At 73.8% G+C, this 16,451-nt stretch carries 12 protein-coding genes and 1 pseudogene; 3 read left to right on the top strand and 10 right to left on the bottom strand.

The window, feature by feature from the left end; genetic code table 11:
* Positions 1 to 123: 123 nt before the first annotated feature.
* Positions 124 to 3,384 carry a S8 family serine peptidase gene (locus GA0074692_RS22200; protein WP_091647074.1) on the top strand — a complete coding sequence of 1,087 codons (3,261 nt, stop codon included), beginning with the start codon at positions 124 to 126 and terminating at the stop codon, positions 3,382 to 3,384.
* A 299-nt stretch (positions 3,385 to 3,683) separates the two neighbouring features.
* On the opposite strand, the gene GA0074692_RS22205 is transcribed toward GA0074692_RS22200, so the two are convergent.
* Entirely contained in the window at positions 3,684 to 6,029 is a 2,346-nt protein-coding gene (locus GA0074692_RS22205) for a helix-turn-helix domain-containing protein (RefSeq protein WP_141725379.1), read from the bottom strand.
* A 159-nt stretch (positions 6,030 to 6,188) separates the two neighbouring features.
* On the opposite strand from GA0074692_RS22205, the gene GA0074692_RS22210 reads away from it, so the two are divergent.
* Positions 6,189 to 6,683 carry an SMI1/KNR4 family protein gene (locus GA0074692_RS22210; RefSeq protein WP_245730417.1) on the top strand — a complete coding sequence of 165 codons (495 nt, stop codon included), beginning with the start codon at positions 6,189 to 6,191 and terminating at the stop codon, positions 6,681 to 6,683.
* Between the two features lie 71 nt (positions 6,684 to 6,754).
* On the opposite strand, the gene GA0074692_RS22215 is transcribed toward GA0074692_RS22210, so the two are convergent.
* Positions 6,755 to 7,189, bottom strand: coding sequence for a hypothetical protein (locus GA0074692_RS22215; protein WP_141725380.1), 435 nt, complete (start codon positions 7,187 to 7,189; stop codon positions 6,755 to 6,757).
* Between the two features lie 303 nt (positions 7,190 to 7,492).
* On the opposite strand from GA0074692_RS22215, the pseudogene GA0074692_RS22220 reads away from it, so the two are divergent.
* Positions 7,493 to 7,809, top strand: a pseudogene (locus GA0074692_RS22220) (type II toxin-antitoxin system Phd/YefM family antitoxin).
* An 84-nt stretch (positions 7,810 to 7,893) separates the two neighbouring features.
* On the opposite strand, the gene GA0074692_RS22225 reads toward GA0074692_RS22220, so the two are convergent.
* The 8 genes from GA0074692_RS22225 to GA0074692_RS22255 all read right to left on the bottom strand — a co-directional run bounded on the left by GA0074692_RS22225 (position 7,894) and on the right by GA0074692_RS22255 (position 16,374).
* Positions 7,894 to 8,370, bottom strand: coding sequence for a hypothetical protein (locus GA0074692_RS22225; protein ID WP_091647079.1), 477 nt, complete (start codon positions 8,368 to 8,370; stop codon positions 7,894 to 7,896).
* A 14-nt stretch (positions 8,371 to 8,384) separates the two neighbouring features.
* A complete protein-coding gene (locus tag GA0074692_RS34920; RefSeq protein WP_176738546.1) occupies positions 8,385 to 8,528 on the bottom strand; it encodes a hypothetical protein in 144 nt (47 codons plus the stop codon).
* A gap of 2 nt (positions 8,529 to 8,530) precedes the next feature.
* A complete protein-coding gene (locus tag GA0074692_RS22230) occupies positions 8,531 to 9,775 on the bottom strand; it encodes a hypothetical protein (protein ID WP_091647081.1) in 1,245 nt (414 codons plus the stop codon).
* A 2-nt stretch (positions 9,776 to 9,777) separates the two neighbouring features.
* Positions 9,778 to 10,029 (bottom strand): hypothetical protein, encoded by a 252-nt coding sequence (locus GA0074692_RS22235; protein WP_141725381.1) that lies wholly within the window; start codon positions 10,027 to 10,029, stop codon positions 9,778 to 9,780.
* 55 nt (positions 10,030 to 10,084) lie between these two features.
* The gene (locus GA0074692_RS22240; RefSeq protein ID WP_091647086.1) at positions 10,085 to 12,268 is read right to left on the bottom strand and encodes a transglutaminase domain-containing protein; all 2,184 of its coding nucleotides are present in this window, start codon (positions 12,266 to 12,268) and stop codon (positions 10,085 to 10,087) included.
* Positions 12,265 to 13,548, bottom strand: a complete 1,284-nt coding sequence (locus GA0074692_RS22245; protein ID WP_091647089.1) for a DUF58 domain-containing protein — start codon at positions 13,546 to 13,548, stop codon at positions 12,265 to 12,267. Before GA0074692_RS22245 ends, GA0074692_RS22240 begins: the two co-directional genes overlap by 4 nt.
* Positions 13,548 to 14,531, bottom strand: coding sequence for an AAA family ATPase (locus GA0074692_RS22250; RefSeq protein ID WP_091647091.1), 984 nt, complete (start codon positions 14,529 to 14,531; stop codon positions 13,548 to 13,550). The genes GA0074692_RS22245 and GA0074692_RS22250 overlap by 1 nt, the downstream gene beginning before the upstream one ends.
* A gap of 64 nt (positions 14,532 to 14,595) precedes the next feature.
* A complete protein-coding gene (locus GA0074692_RS22255) occupies positions 14,596 to 16,374 on the bottom strand; it encodes a serine/threonine-protein kinase (RefSeq protein WP_176738547.1) in 1,779 nt (592 codons plus the stop codon).
* Between the last annotated feature and the right edge of the window lie 77 nt (positions 16,375 to 16,451).

A 16,451-nucleotide genomic window follows, 5' to 3' on the forward strand; every position in this document is an offset into this window, starting at 1 on the left:
GACGAGCCCATTGCGGCACCGTGCCGCCGCCGCTACGAAACGTGCAGCTGACGTCATCGCCAGTGCCCGTTCACCCCCGATCGCGCAGCCGCGCCGATCACCCCCGAAGTGGAGCGAACCCCCATGCGACAACGCCGTCTTCTGGCGTACGGCGCACTCGGCGCCACGCTGGCGACCGTACTGGTCGGAGTGCCACCCGCCGCCGCCCGCCCCACGGCGACCCCGTCGGCTCCGCCAGCGCTTTCGGCTCCGGCGGCCTCCCCGGCCGACGACCAGGAGCCCACGCGGAGGCTGACCTTGTTCACCGGCGACCGGGTCACCGTTCGCGGCAAGGAGGTGACCGTCGCGCCGCGTGAGGGCGTCCACTTCGTACGCCTCCAGCGGGACAGGGCCGACTACGTCATCCCGTCCGACGCCATCCCCCTGTTGAAGGCCGACCGGCTGGACGAGCGGCTGTTCAACGTCACCGCCCTGCTCGAGTTCGGCTTCGACGAGCTGTCGTACCTGCCGTTGGTGGTCTCCGACGCGACCGCCGTGCGCGGCCTCGCCACCGGTCCGGAACTGGAGGCGGTGGACGGCTTCGCCACCAGGGTGCCGCGCACCGACCTGGCGAAGACCTGGCAGACCACGAAGTCCTCGCTGACCCGGGGCAAGATCTGGGCGGACGGTGTCCGCAAGTCCAGCCTGGACACCAGCGTGCCGATGATCGGCACCCCGGCCGCCTGGTCCGCCGGGTACGACGGCACCGGCGTGAAGGTCGCGGTGCTCGACAGCGGCATCGACGACACCCACCCGGACCTCGCCGGCAAGGTGGTGGCACGGCGCAACTTCATCCCCGAGATCGAGAGCGCCCTGGACCTCAACGGGCACGGCACCCACGTGTCGTCGACCATCGCCGGCAGCGGCGCCGCCTCCGGCGGGAAGTACAAGGGGGTGGCTCCCGGCGCGACCCTGCTCGACGGCAAGGTGTGCTGGAACGTGGAGGGCCGGGGCAGCTGCTCCGACTCGGCGATCCTGGCCGCGATGCAGTGGGCGGCCGAGTCCGGTGCCACCGTCGTCAACATGAGCCTGGGCACCCAGGACACCATCGGCGTCGACCCGCTGGAGCAGGCGGTCAACGACCTGACCGCCGAGTACGGCACGCTCTTCGTCGTCGCCGCCGGCAACTACAACGGCTGGCAGTTCCGGGTCGGATCGCCGTCGACGGCGGACGCGGCCCTGTCGGTGGCGAACTTCGACAAGGCCGGGGAGCTGAACTGGTCGTCGCTGCGCGGCCCGCGTATCGGTGACTTCGGCGTCAAGCCGGACATCGGCGGACCGGGCACCGAGATCACCGCCGCCCGGTCGCCCAGCGCCCTCGGCCACCTGCCGGCGGGGTCCTACTTCGCCGCCACCGGCACCTCCATGGCCGCTCCGCACGTGGCCGGCGCCGCCGCCCTGCTGGCGCAGGCCCACCCGGGCTGGCATGCCGCCCAGTTCAAGGAGGCGCTGATGGCGACGGCGTCACCGAACCCGGCGTACGACGTCTTCGCCCAGGGTGCCGGCTTCGTCGACGTGGCCAAGGCGTTGAGCCAGCCGGTCACCGTCACGCCGGCCTCGCTGAGCCTCGGCGTGCTCGAGTGGCCGCACACCGAGGACCCCACCGTGCGAACCATGACCTACCACAACCGGGGCGACCAGCCGGTGACGCTCGACCTGGCCCTGGACGGCGACGCGCCGGCGGGCCTGCTGACCCTGAGCGCGCGCACCCTGACCGTCCCGGCCGGTGGTGACGCCACCGTCCAGGTCACCGTGGACGAGCGGGCGAGCACCTCGTACGGGCTGTACAAGGGGCGTCTGGTGGCCACCGGCGGTGCCGTGAAGCTCCAGACGCCGTTCAGCGTCTACCACGAGGAGCCGGCGGCGGGCCTGAAGGTCTCTGCCATCGGCGCGGACGGGAACGCCCCCGCCACGGTGATGGTCGAGCTGGTCAACCCCGACCCGCAGAACTACGCCAGCCACACGTTCTACACGTCGAGCGCGTCGGTACGGGTGCCGCTGAACAGCTCCTGGCGGCTGTCGGCGTACATCGAGAACCCGGACGGCACGATCGCCCTGCTCACCCACAACAGGATCGTCGCCGACGCCGACCAGGAGGTGGTGCTCGACGCGCGGAAGGCCCGACCGCTGGACATCACCGTGCCGGACACCCGGGCGCAGTCGCAGGACGCCTCGGTCATGGTGTTGCGCGGCGGCGACCGGCTGACGACGTACGCGGGGGTCACGGGCGAGCTGGACACCATCCGCACCGCCGACGTCGGCCCGGCCGACCTGCCGGGCCTGGCCACCCAGGTGCACGCGGCCTTCCAGGGCCCGGCCCGGACCGACCGCGCGCCAGACGTCTACCAGTTGGGCTGGCGGATCAAGGGCTCCTTCATCACCGGTCTGGTCCGGCACGTCTCCCGGGGTGAGCTGGCCACGGTCGACGCCCAGTACGCGCAGAACGCGACCGGGGTGGCGGCGTCGCGTACCAACACCACGCCCGACCCGGACGTCAGCGGCGGCGGGCTCATGCTGACCAGCGAACTGCCGGCGGTGGCGACGCCGGGACGCCGTACCGAGTACTACAACGGCGCCGTGCAGTGGCGGTCCGTCGTCCGGGAGGAGACCGTCGCCGGCGGTCTGTTGATCCTCGACCTGACGCACCCCCAGGCGGTCACCTACCAGCCCGGCCGCGACTACGTCGAGCGCTGGAACGGCGCGGTGCTCCAGACCACCCTGACCCCGCAGTACGGTTCCCCGCTCGTCACCCGGCAGGGCAACGCCGTACGGGCCAGCCTCACCGACTACGCCGACGGGGCCGGCCACGTGGGTCTGCCGTACTCGATGACCAACCACCGCTTCACCCTGCACCGGGGCGACACGCTGGTGGGCGAGTACAACTACCTGTACGGCTCGTGGGAGGTGGCCGCCGAACCGACCACCTACCGGATGCGGTACGAGCTGGACCTGCCGGAGCCGTACCGGCTGTCCCGACGCCTGGAGACGGAGTGGACCTTCACCACCTCCGCCGCCCAGGAGGGCGCGCTGCCGCTCACCTCGATCGGGTTCCAGCCGGCGCTGGCGCTGGACAACAGCGCCCAGGCGGGCAAGAAGCTGGACATCCCGCTGACGTTTGCCCAGCAGGCGACCGCAGGCCGGATCACGTCGGCGGACGTGTCGGTGTCGTACGACGACGGCCGGACGTGGACCGCAGTCCGGACGACGGAGAAGCACGGGCAGTACACCGCCACGGTGCAACACCCGAAGGGCACCTCAGGCTTCGTGTCGCTGCGGGCCACCGCCGTCGACAGCGCGGGGAACACCGTCACCACCACCGTCTACCGGGCCTACCAGCTCCGGTAGCCAGGCGTGGACACGCGGGGCCGGGCACGCGCTGCCCGGCCCCGCCGTTCATAGGTCCGGGCCTCGCGCATCCACTGGTCCCGGGCCCGCCGTTCACGAGGCCGGGCCCGCCGTTCACGAGGCCGGGCCCGCCGTTCACGAGGCCGGGCCCGCCGTTCACGAGGCCGGGCCCGCCGTTCACGAGGCCGGGCCCGCCGTTCACGAGGCCGGGCCCGCCGTTCACGAGGCCGGGCCCGCCGTTCACGAGGCCGGGCCCGCCGTTCACGAGGCCGGGCCCGCCGTTCACGAGGCCCGCGCGTTCACGAGACTCGGCGATCCGTCGGCGAACCGAGCCCGGCGAGCCGGCCGAGCGCCTGGTCCGCCAGGTCTGCCGGCCCGACGCGGCGGGCGATACGGACCGCCCGGCGCAGCTCGCCCCGGGCCTCGTCGACCCGGCCCAGCCGGACGAGCGCGCTACCCAGCCCGTACCGGCACCGCGCCTCGCTCTGCCGTACCCCGGCCCGTTGCAGCGGGGGCAGCGCCACCCGGAAGCTGGTCGCGGCCGTCGCCCAGCGTCGCAACGCCAGCAGGCTCAGGCCGACGTTCAGATGCAGGTGACCGGCGGTCAGGTCGACGACCTGCGGAGACGGCGCGCGGGCCGGATCGGCGAGCAGCGTTTCCAACCGCTGGTACTGCTCGATGGCCTCCCGGTGCCGGCCGGCCTGGGCGAGGCTGCCGGCCAGCAGGGACAGTCCCTGCGCGTACCCGTCCCAGTCCCCGGCGGCGTCGAACAACGGCAGCGCCTGCCCGGCCGCCGCCTGCGCCCGCGTGGCGTCGCCCCGGCGCCGGGCCGCGGACCCGAGGTACGTCCACGCCCAGCCCTGCTGGCTGGCGTCACCCACGGCGGCGGCCAGCCGCAGCGCCTCCCGGGCGGGTGCCTCCGCCAGGTCGGGACGCAGGAGGCAGGCGGTGTACACCCACGAGACGTAGTTCAGGTGGACGGCCTGGTTGCGCGGGTCGCCGAGCGCCTCGGCCGAGGCCGCCGACATCTGGTACACCTCCAGCCAGTTCCCCCAGTGCGTCCAGCGGTCGGAGAACCAGTGCATGGCGTCAGCGACGGTCATCACCTCGGCGTGCCGGCCGGCGGCGAAGGCGGCCCGCAGTGCACCGAGCCAGTTCAGGCCCTCCTGCTGGATCCAGCGTCTGGCTTCCTCGGCGGAGGCCGGTCTTCCGCCAGCTCCACCGGCGTACGCCGGCTCGAACCACTGCCCGGCGGCGACCGCGGTGTCGAGCAACCAGGTGACCACCCGGTCCTCGACGCGCCGCCGGTCCGCCACGGTCTCCTCGGCGGCCAGGCGGGCCCGAGCGAACAACCGCATGAGGTCGTGGAAGCGGTAGCGTCCGTCGGTGGCCGGCTGGAGCAGCCCGAGTTCGGCCAACTCCTCCAGGGCCGCCTCGGTCTCCCGGACACCCAGGCCGGTCGCCTGGGCGGCCAACTCCGAACCGACGTCCGGGCCGGGAATCAGGGACAGCCGCCGGAACGTACGGGCGGCGGCCGGGGACAGTTGCCGGTAGGAGAGCATGAACGGCGCCGCGACCTGGAGGTCCCCGGCGACCAGCAGGTCGAGCCGGTCGTCCTGGTCGGCCAGCCGGCACAACAGGTACTCGATGCTCCAGTCCGGACGGCTGAGCAGACGGTTGCCGGCAATCCGCAGCGCCAGCGGCAGGTGTCCGCACGCCTGCGCGAGACCGAGCAGCATGTCGTCCGGCTCGGCGGCGGCGCGGTCCGGTCCGATGATCCGTTGCAGGAGGGCGACCGCCTCACCTCGGGTGAGAGCCGGCAGGACGAGCCGGTCGACCGCTTCCAGGCCGGCCAGCCCGCGTCGGCTGGTGATGATCGTCATCGTGCTCCCGGCACCCGGCAACAGCGGGCGGACCTGCGCCTCGTCCGCGGCGTTGTCGAACAGGAGCAGGCTGCGCCGCTCGCGCAGCAGTGCCCGGTACAGGGCGCTGCGGGCGTGCTCGTCGCCGGGCACCCGGGCTTCCTCCACGCCCAACGTGGTCAGCAGGCGAAGCAGGAGGTCGTTCGGGCGGGGCGGATCGGGGTCCAGGCCGCGCAGGTCGATGAAGAGCACACCGCCCGGGAAGGACTCGGCGTACCGGGTGGCGGCCTGCACCATGAGCGCCGTCTTGCCCAGGCCGGGCGGCCCGGAGACGACCGCGACCACCGGAGCACCCTGCCGGTCGGGGTGTTCGGCGCTGCGCGCGACGAGGTCGCCGAGCCAGCCCAGTTCGCCGTGCCGGCCGGTGAAGTCCGCGACGGTCCGTGGCGGCGCCAACGCCGACGCCGTCGCCGGCACACGACGGCCGGCTCTGGCGGCCTCCCGTAGCGCGGCAGCCGAGTTGTCCGGCAGGTCCAGTGCCCGCACGATTGCCTCGACGGTCCGCCGCTGCGGCACCCGGCTCCGGCCGCGTTCCATGTCGCTGATCGCCCGGACGCTGACGCCCGACGCCGCAGCCAACTCCTCGATCGTCAGGCCGGCGTCGGTGCGGTGCCGGCGCAGCAGCCCGCCGAGGCGGTTCGACTCGGGCGTCGACTGGTCGGCCCGGTCGGGCGGGACCGGCGCCTGACCGTCCGGTACCGGGCGGCCACCGGGAGCGCCCATCAGTCCGGCAGCAGGGTCGCCCCACGGCCACGGGCCACCTGCTCCGGGCCGGCCGAGTCGATCACCTGCGGCATGCGCCCGATCATGCCACGCTCCCCGGTTCAGGCGGCACCCCTGATGAACAGGCAGTTCGTGGCAGACAGCGTCTACCGTCAGCCCGTGCTCGATCCCACAACTGTCTTCGACGGTTCCGGCCCGATGGAGGCCCCGGTCACCGACGCGGCTCTGCGCGCGGTGGAGGCGCAGCTTGGACACAAGCTGCCTACCGCGTACGTCGACCTGGCCCGTCGGCACAACGGCGGCTCGTTTGCCCGTGACGCCCATCCGGCACCCAACCGAACCTCCTGGGCTGAGGACCACGTTGGCGTATACGCGCTGGCGGCGATCGGTCGAACTGCTCCGTTCAGCCTCTGCGGCGAGTTCGGCAGCGCATTCTGGGTAGCGGAATGGGGCTACCCCGACATCGGCATCTACATCGCCGACTGCCCGTCTGCGGGTCACGACATGATTGCCCTCGACTACCGCTCGCCTGGGGAGCCGGTCGTCGTACACGTCGACCAGGAATGGAACTATCAGATCACCGTCCTCGCCCCCGATTTCGAGACCTTCGTGACCGGCCTCGTCGACGGATCCGACTACGACGTTGACGACTGATCGCCAGGTCCGCGACGAGGCAGCCTGCGGCCTCAGCCCTGGACCGACTGCCAGGGTCCGGTCGGTTCCCGCTACGTCCGGAGTCGGCTGGCTATCGCGTGGACCAGGACGACCACCCAGCCGATCGCGGCAAGCGCGCCGGCCACGGCAAGCCCGGTGAAGAGCAGCCAGGTGCTGCCGCCCTGGGCGGCGAAGACACCCCTGCGGGCGCCGGTGTCGCGGGCCGCCACGGTGGCCCCCGAGGTCAGTTCATCCGGCCCGTCGTAGACGATGACGTCGCTGCGCGTCGTCCCGCCCCCGTCCGGGACGAAGTCGCCGTACCAGTTGCAGTTGCGGCCGCACGTCTCGTAGCGCGCGATGAATGTGCCCGCCGTGCCGTCACCGGCCTTCGCCTGCCAGGCCGCAGCGACGTCGGGTATGGCAAGGCTCAGCCCGAGGAGGGCGAAAAAGGGCAGCCCGACCCAGAGCAGGAACTTCATCCCCCAGCCAGCTGTCCCATTCGCCACGAGCACACCGTAACGAGACCGGTCCAGCTACCCGCCGCGCGCACCGCCCTCGCCGGCTCACCTCCCGCTCTACGACAATCGCAACATCGAGAAAGGCCGTCTCCGGTGGGCGGAGACGGCCTTTGAACTCGGGTGGCCGGAGGCACCACCATGCGAACCATATGGTGACCGTGGCAGCGAGCCGCTTCCGCTACGTCGACGCTGCCCCAACGCTTGATCGACAGACCGCCAGGTGCCGGATTCGCCTGATAGACGACCCCACCGGGTTGTACAACTTCTTGTACGCCAAGCTCAGGAGGCCTCATGCGCACCGTCCCCTACTCAGAAGTCCGGCAGAACCTGGCCAAGATGCTCGACCATGTCGTGGACGACGCCGAGGAAGTGGTGATCACCCGCTCCGGCGGTGAGGCCGCCGTCATCATCTCGCTGCGTGAGTACGAGTCACTGAAGGAGACGGCATACCTGTCGGCCAGCCCCGCCAATGCGCGCCGTCTGAACGAAGCCGTCGAAGAGCTGCGCAACGGGGCGGGGAGATGCACGACCTGATCGACCCCGATGCCGGTCCAGGCGAGACGTCGCCGGACTGCCGTCGGGCGACAACGTACAGCCGCCATCAATGACGGGCGCAACAACCGCGCGGCAAGGGGCTGCCCCCACCCACCTACGGCGCCCCGGGGGCTCGAACCCTGGCCCTTCGATGGGGGCTAGTGGATCAGCTCGAAGGAGGCCATCATCGAGGTCAGGGTCGACTCGTCCAGGTCGGCGCGGTCGGCCAGGTACGTACCGAGCATGGTGTAGACGCTGCGCAGCCCGGACGGCGAGCGGTCCGGCGCCTCGGTCACCACGGCGATCTGGCGTACCTCGCGGCCGTCGACCACGGTCCCGCTGGAGCGGACCGCGACCGGCAGACCGCCCGGGGCGGCCGGCTGGTCGATGCCGGGGTCGATGATCCGTCGCGGCGTGTCGTCGGCGAGCGCCAGTTCGGCCACCTCGCCCAGGGTGAGGTCCTCGGGTAGCCGTCGGCCGAAGAGCACCAGGTTGGCCCGGAACCCGTCGGCCGGCGGGGCGAGGAAGGCCATCAGCCCCTCGTCCGGTTCCACCGCGCTCCACTGCTCGGGCGCGGCCAGCCGGAACGGCCACAGGCCGGGGGAGATCGCGTTCGGCCACTCCACGACGGTCATCCGTTGTCCTTCTCTCAGAACGGGTTGATCTTGCCGGCCACGTCGGCGACCGCCTTGGCGCCGTCTCCGATGTGGCCGGCGATCTTCGGTACGTCCACCTCGCCGCCGACCGTGATCTTGCCGCCGATGCCGAGCGCGAGACCGACACTGGCCTGCACCTTCACCTTGCCGCCGTCGACCCCCGCGTCCACCCCGGCCGAAGCGCCGACGCCGATCTGCCCCTCCGCGACCCCCGGGGGCGTACGCCGAGCACGTCCACCTCGCCCCGGGCAGTGCCCCGGATTCCGGCGAAGGCCTCCGCCTCCGCCCGGAGCCGGCCACCGCTGCGACCCCCGTTGATGTCCAACCCGCCGCCGGCGTCCGCGCCGCCCCGGCCACGCAGCTCGCCCTGCGCACCGAAGCCGCCGGCCCGCAGCTTGGCCTTGACCCGGGCGTCGAACGCGTTCACCTCGGCCCGCGCGTTGACCGAGGCGCCGTACCGGTCCTTGCCGACCCGGCCCAGGCCGCCCTCGGCCATCGCGAGTCGGTGCAACAGTTGCAGCTGCACGTCCACGCTGCCGTTGCGGCCCTTCAACAGGGACTTCTCGTAGTTCTTCAACGAGCCCTGCCAGGTCCGGGACCCGTACAGCAGGGAGAAGAGCGGGTCCTTGGGGCTCAGGCCGTTGCGGGCCAGCCGCCGCCGTTCCGCCGGGGTCAGGTTGCGCCCGCCGGTGGACCGGCCCTTGTTGGGCATGCCGCGGGTCTTGATGTCGTCGAGGAGCCGGGGACCGAACACCGTGTGGTTGGTCACCCGGCCAGGAGCACCGGGCGCGCCCGGGATGGCCGGCGCAAGCGCAGCGGCCGACCGGCACACCGCGACGAAGGCCTGCACGGCCCGCTTGCGGTCCCGCAGCGCGTCCTCGTGCCGCTCGGCGGCCCGGCGGTGTGCCCGTTCGGCCTCCTCCACCTCCCGCTGGGCCCGGAGCACACCGGACATGTCCGGGGCGGGGACCTCCAGCCCGGCGGCGCGGTCGATCGACGCCCGCTTGGCCGCCGCGCCGAACCCGATCTGCTCGGCGGAGAGTTGCCGGCGGGCCTCGTCCAACCGGGTCTCGGCGCGGTCCAGCACCTTGCGGGCCCGCTGCTCGTCCTCGATCGGTCCGGCCACCGTGCCGAGCGCCTCGGCGACCCGCTCGTGCGCGGCCCGCGCGGCGGCGAACGCGGCGTCCAGCGCGCCGAGGGCGCCCTGGAACCGGGCGCCGGCCGGGCCCACCAGCACCTGGGCAGCACCGGCGGTGCCCGTGCCGGCGAAGCTGGCGCTGGCCCGCCGGACGGTACGCACCGAGTGGTCGAGGGCACCGGCGCGGGCCCCGTTGTCCCGGGCGGCCCGGCGCAGGGCGTCCGGGTCGGCGGTGTCGGTCGACATGGTCACTCCCCGGCCAGCGAGAAGGCCACCGCGGTCATGTTCGCCTGGCGGGCGATGACCGTCGCTGCACCCTGCAACCGCTCGAACTGGGCGCTCCACCGACGGGTGAAGTCCGCCAGCGCGGCGTCCGCCGCCGGGTCCCCCACCGATGCCGAGACGGGGCAGGTCCGGGGCAGCCCGGCCGCCGCCGTGCTGACCGCGGTGCTCACCGCGCGCAGCCCGGCGGGGTTGGCGCCAATCGATCCCAAGCTCATGTTCGACACGCTAGGTCCGGGCCGGGCGGCGGCCAATGGGAAGTGTTCCCCACCCTCACCGCCCGGCGTCGACCACCAAGGTCCGCGCTGGTAGCCGTAGGGCGGCGACGATCCGCTGCCGCCGGGACGACGCCGTGGCGAGCTGCCGTCGTACCGTGTCGGCCAGGGCCCAGGCCCGGTCGGCGTCGGCGGTCGTCACCCGCGTCGGACCGTACGCCGCCGCGTCGACCAGCGCCACCAGTTCCCGCGCCGGTACGTCGGCCGCCGGGGCCCGGCCGGACAGTGTGGCCAGCGCCTCGCCGGTCGTACTGGCCCGGGAGATGGCGACTCCCGTCTCGGCACAGCGTTCCAGGGTGTCCCGCCAGGCGGCGAGCAGCCGGCGACCGGGGTCGTCGAGGCGGCGTCGCCGGGCCCGTACCGCCCACTTGACCGTCGGTGGCCCACCCAGCAGCACGAACAGCACCAGCGTGGCGAGCAGCGTCACGGTCAGCCAGGGCGGGACCGGCTCCGGTCGTCCGGCGTCCGGGCCGGCACCGGTTGGAGCGGCCGCGCCGGCGGAGGTGGCGGGGGTCGGTGCGCTGAGCGTACGGGTCGGTTCGGGCTCGCTGCTCGGTGGCGGCTCGGGCTCGTCCGGACGGCGGTCGCCGGACTGGCCGGGGGTGGGGTGGAACGGCACCCAACCGGCCCGGGTGAAGCGGACCTCCGCCCAGGCGTCCACGTCCCGGCCGGTGACCACGCGGCTGCCGCCGTGGCCCGCCCGAGTGCGGAACCCGACCACCACCCGGGCGTCGTAGCCCAGCGCCCGGGCCAGTACGGCGAACGCCGACGCGTACTGCTCGGCCGTGCCGTTGCGGGTCTTCAGCAACTGGTCGATCTGGTAGAGCCCGTGCCCGGCCGGTGGTCGCGGCGAGGTGTCCAGCCGGTAGTCGCCGGTACGGGCGAAGTGGTCGGCGAGCCGGCGCAGGGCGGGGTAGCCCGCGCTGGTCCCGGTGACCGAGGTGGCCTTGGCGACCAGCCCGGACGGCACCGGACTGCCCGACACCGATCCCGACGGGGGCACGGCCGGTGGGTCGATCGGCAGGTCCGCCGCCTCGAAGCGGGGTACGGCGCTGCGCACCGTGTACGCGTCCGGCGCCGGTTGGTTGTCCGGGAAGATCACGTCCCCGGTGGCCCGGTCCACTCCGAGCCCGCTGCGCGACACCTCGACCGGCCGACCGGCACTGACCAGCCACTCGAGCGGGCCCCGCTGGTCGATCCGGACCTCCTGGGTGACCAGTTCCGCCGGGCCGGTCGGAGCGGGTAGCTGCTGTCCGGCCCGCCAGTAGGTGGCCGCGCTGGTCCAGTAGGTGCCGTCGAACCGGTCCAGTGTGGCGTACCGCAACCGGTTGGCCGCTTCGTCGCCGGTGACGGTGAGCCGCAGGCTGAGTTTTCCGGTCCGCAGCGCCGGGAACTGGGCCAGCGGGCTGCTGCCCGTACGCGGGCGTACCGGCTGTGCGACCAGGTCCCGGGGATCGGGTGGGGTCCGGTCGCCGGCCGCGGTGACCAGGTTCGGCCCGAGCAGGCTGGCTGCCGCCCCGGCGGCCAACACCAGGACCAGTCCGGGCAGGGCGACCAGCCGACCGGCCAGCCCGACGGTCCGGCCCTGCCGGCCGGCACCGGCCTGCTGGGCGCGCCGGCCGGGGCCGGTGGTCGGGGCACGCTGGTCGGCGGCGGCGGTGGCGAGCAGCGCCAGGACGGTCCCGGCCACCGCCGGTGCCAGCCAGCCCGGTACGTCGGTCGGCGTGGTCAGGAGCAGGCCGGCGGTCATGGCCAGCAGCGGCACCGGCAGCGCCCAGGGCACGGCGGCGCCGCGCAGCGACGGTTCCACCGCGCCGATGCCGGCCAGCCCGGCGAGTACGGCCACCAGGGCCAGCTCCGGTCCGCCCGGGTCGACCGGCGGCACGGAGGTGAGCAACCGGTACGGCCCGTCGGTGACCCGGGACGGGCTGACCAGCACGACGTATCCGACGAGTACCAGCAGTTCGACGGTGAGCCGGGTGACCGGCGGAACCCGGGTCGTCGCGGCGAGCAGCAACCCGACCAGGGCCGGCACCAGGGCGGCGCCGGCGGTCGGCAGCAGGTATCCGGGGTCGGCCAGGGCCTCGTCGACGGTCCGCCCGAAGAGCCCCGCGAAGGCGACCACCGGGGCCAGTCCGAGCAGGCTGGCCAGTGCCGCCCTGGCCAGCAGCCATCGCCTCACCGGCGTCCTCCCGCGAGTCCGCTGTAGGCGGTCGCCGCGCTCCGGGCCCGGTCGGCGCGGATCACCACCAGTCCTCCCTGCACGCTGACCGACGTACCGGTGGTCGGTTCCCCAGCCGGGACGCCACGCGGACCGTTCCCGGGACCGGCCTGCGCCGGGACGCCGCGCGGACCGTTCGGGGAGTGGGCAGCCGAGCCGTCCGCGACGAGTTGCACCAGCACGATCCCGCCGAACCGGCGCGTCTGCCCGGCCAACGCGGGCGCCAGTGCCGGATCCGCCCCGCTGACCACCACCAACCCGCCACCGGCCGGGGCGCGGGCGACCATCGCCAGCAGCTCGGTCAGATCGCGGTCGTCGGTACGGCCGGCGGCGGCCAGCCGGTCCAGCGGACCACGAGCGCCGAGCCGGGCCAGGTCCGCGCCGTCCTCGCCGAGCACGGCGAGGCTGACCGACTGACCAGAACGGCTGGTGGAGACCACCACCGAGGCGGTCAGCTCCACCGCCTCCTCGAACAACTCCGCGCCGAACACGGTGGCCCGGGTGTCCAGCAGCACCGCGGCGCTCGGTTCGGTGGTGTCCACCCGGTCCTGGACGATGAGTTCACCCGCCCGCGCCGTGGAGCGCCAGTGGATCTGCCGGGGGTCGTCACCCGGCCGGTACTCGCGCAGTGCGGCGAAGGCCATCGAGCCCCGGAGCACCCGGTCGGTGAGCCGCCCCTCGAAGTCGAGGACCGGGCCGATCGGCAGTGGACGGATCGGATGCACCCGGGGCCGTACCCAGATCTGTTCCGGCGCGGCCAGGGTCTGGGTACGGAGGGCCAGCCGCAGCGGGTCACGGCGGTGCAGCCTCACCGGCCCGAGTCGCAGCACGCCCCGGTCGGCGGTCGGCACCGGGTAGCTGAGGCGGATCGCTCCGCCGGGCGTCAGTGGTGGCACCGCGATCCGCAGCTCACCACCATCGGCCGGGGTGCCCAGGGCGGTGAGCCCGTCGACCGCCTCGAACCGTCCGGTGGGCAGGCGGCCGGCGTTGACCACGTTGAGCCAGCCGGTGACCTGGTCACCGACGGTCACCCGGTGCGGGGCGACGGTACGGGTCACCCGGACCTGGGCCGGCAGCCGGACCAGGAGCGCGGCGGCGAGCACCATCGCGATCCCGGCGGCGCCGAGCCCGCCCAGCGTGGGGTAGCCGCCGAGCGTACCGGCGGTGAGCAGCACGATCGAGCCCAGGGCCACCGCCAGCCCGGTGCCGGTCAGCCCGGTGCTCCGGCGCAGGCGGCGCATCAGACCCGGGCCGCCAGCGGTACGGGTACGGTTCCCAGCACGTCGCGCAGCACGTCGTCGGCCGAACCGCCCTCGATCTCGGTGGTGGAGGCGAGCAGCAGCCGGTGTCCGAGTACCGGCTCGGCGACCGCCTTCACGTCGTCGGGTACGACATAACCCCGGCCCTGCCCGGCAGCCCAGGACTGGGCGGCCCGGACGAGGGCCAGACTGCCCCGGGGGCTGGCGCCGAGCCGCAGGCGCGGATCCCGGCGGGTCGCCTCGGCGATGCGGGCGACGTACTCGGCCACCGCGTCCGCCACGTGCACCCGGCTGACGTACTCGATCATCCAGCGCACCTGCTCGACGCTGGCCACCGGGGAGAGTTCCGGGGCCCCGCCCTCCCGGGCCCGGCCGACCAGGATGTCGCGTTCGGCCGCCACGTCCGGGTAGCCGACGGAGATCCGCAGCAGGAAGCGGTCGAGCTGCGCCTCCGGCAGCCGGTAGGTGCCGGCCAGGTCGACCGGGTTCTGGGTGGCGACGACCAGGAAGGGTGCCGGCACCGGATAGCTGCGGCCGTCCACGGTGACCTGCCGTTCCTCCATCACCTCCAGCAGCGCCGACTGGGTCTTCGGCGACGCCCGGTTGATCTCGTCGGCGAGCACCAGGTGCGCGAAGGCGGGACCGGGCCGGAACTCGAACGTGCCGGTGCGCTGGTCGTACACGTTGGTGCCGGTGATGTCCGACGGCAGCAGGTCCGGGGTGAACTGGATGCGGTGCCAGCTCGCGTCCAACGAGGCGGCGATGGCCTTGGCCAGCGTGGTCTTGCCGACCCCCGGGACGTCCTCCACCAGCAGGTGACCACCGGCGAAGAAGCAGGTCAGGGCGAGGCGTACCGCTTCCGGCTTGCCGGAGAGCGCCCGGCTGACGTTGGCCCGGACCGCCTCGTACCGGGCCGCGAAGTAGGTGGCGGGGTCGTGGCCGGCCGCGGAGTTGCTGGTGTTCACGCGATCCTCGCTCTGGGAGTCGGTGGAAGGGCCGGTTACGGCGAATATGGCGGCTCGGGCCGGATCAGCCCGGCTCCTTGGCCGACTGCTTGCCGTCGGCGGTCAGGCAGGCCGGTTCGGCCGGGGCCGGTGGTGGCCGGTCGGTGACCACCAGCGCCCAGACCCGGTAGCAGTGCCGGGTCCGGCGGTCGACACCGGGAATCAGGTACGGCGGCACGTCTCCGGCACCGACCTGGTCGATCTTGGTGTCGTCCCGCCAGATCACGTACGAGTCGAAGCCCGGCAGCTTGGACTGGTCACCGAAGTCCAGCCGTACGGTGCCGGCGCGCGGGCTGCTCGCGGTGACCGGCAGCGGGTAGAGCTGGGCGGTGGGCCCGGTGGGGGCGGTGGGGCTGGCGGTCGGGGTGTTCGGTCGGGCGGTGTCGTCCGGTCGTCCCAGCCACACCCCCACGCCCGCGCTGACCAGGGCCAGTACGGCCAGCCCGGCGGCCGGGACCAGCCAGCGGCGCCGCTTCACCGGCTCGGGTCGCGTCGGCTCGGGAACCGGTACGGTCGCGCCGGTGGTGGCCAGCACCTCCACCCCGCCGTCCGACCGCCCCACCCCGGTCGAGGCTCCCCCGGTCAGGGCTGCCCCGGCCGAGGTCGCGCCGGTCAGGGCCGCGCCGGTCGAGGCTGGCCCGGTGCGGGCCCCTCCGGTCGAGGCTCCCCCGGTCGAGGCCAGGTTGGTCGAGGCCGCGCCGGTCGGGTTGGCCGGGCCGTCCGCGCCGGTCCAGCCGTCCGTACCGGTGCGGCTGGCCGGGATGGCGCCGGCGCTGTCGGCGCGCAGGCCTGCCGCGTCCCGGACCGATGCCGGGCCGACCGGGGTCGGCTCGAAACGCCACGCCGGTTGCTCCGCCCCGGCGGCCTCCGACGTGGGCGGCAACGGCGGCGGGGCGTCGTCCGGCAGCGTGTCGGGCTGGCCGCCCAGGGCGGCGAACCGCTCGGCGAGCCAGGTCGGGTCGGGCCGGTCCTCCGGACGCTTGGCCAGGCACTGCTGCACCACCTGCCAGAGTGGCTCGGCCAACCCGTCCGGGCGGACCGGCTCGTCCTCGATGTGCGCCCGCAGCAGCCCGAGCGGGTGCTCGGCGTCGAACGGCCGACGGCCGGCCAGCAGTTCGTAGCCGAGCACGCCGAGGGCGTAGACGTCGACCGCCGCCGTGGCGGTACGGCCCAGGGCCAGCTCGGGGGCGAGGTAGGCGGGTGTACCGACGGTGTGGTCGCGCTGGGTCAGCGTCTGCCCGTCGGCGACCTGCGCCACGCCGAAGTCGGTGAGCCGGGACCACGGCTCACCGCCCCGCCAGGTGATCAGCACGTTCTCCGGTTTGACGTCCCGGTGCACGATCCCGGCCACGTGCACCTCGGCCAACGCGGCGGCGACCTGGGCGAGCACGGTGACCGCCCGGTCCTGGTCGAAGGCGCCCCGGCTGGCGGCCACCCGCAGGTTCTCCCCGGTGACCAGGTCCATCACGATCGCCAGGGTGTCCCCCTCGACGACCAGGTCGTGGACCGGCACCAGATGCGGATGGCGCAGCGCCCGGAGCACGTTGCGTTCGCGCAGGAAGCGGCCCACCGCGGCGGGGTCCGCCGAGTACTCCTCCCGCATGATCTTGATCGCCACCGGCGCGTCGTCAGCCCGGCGTCGGCCACGCCACACCCGGCCGTGGCCGCCCTCCCCGATTGGCCGTTCCATCACGTAGCGGCTGCCGAGCGCGACGGTCTGCACGGCCTGCGGGGGCGGCGCGGCGGGGGGCATGGTCGGCGGCAACGTGGGTTGCCCCGCCGGGTCTACGTCCGGGGTGGTCATGATCTCCACGGTTACAGGGGTGTGGTCGGACCGGAGCGGGGGCGTCGGACGCTCCGTCGCGAACGCCACCGTGGTCG

The sequence above is a fragment of the Micromonospora pallida genome (assembly GCF_900090325.1).
In the GTDB taxonomy this organism is placed as follows: domain Bacteria; phylum Actinomycetota; class Actinomycetes; order Mycobacteriales; family Micromonosporaceae; genus Micromonospora; species Micromonospora pallida.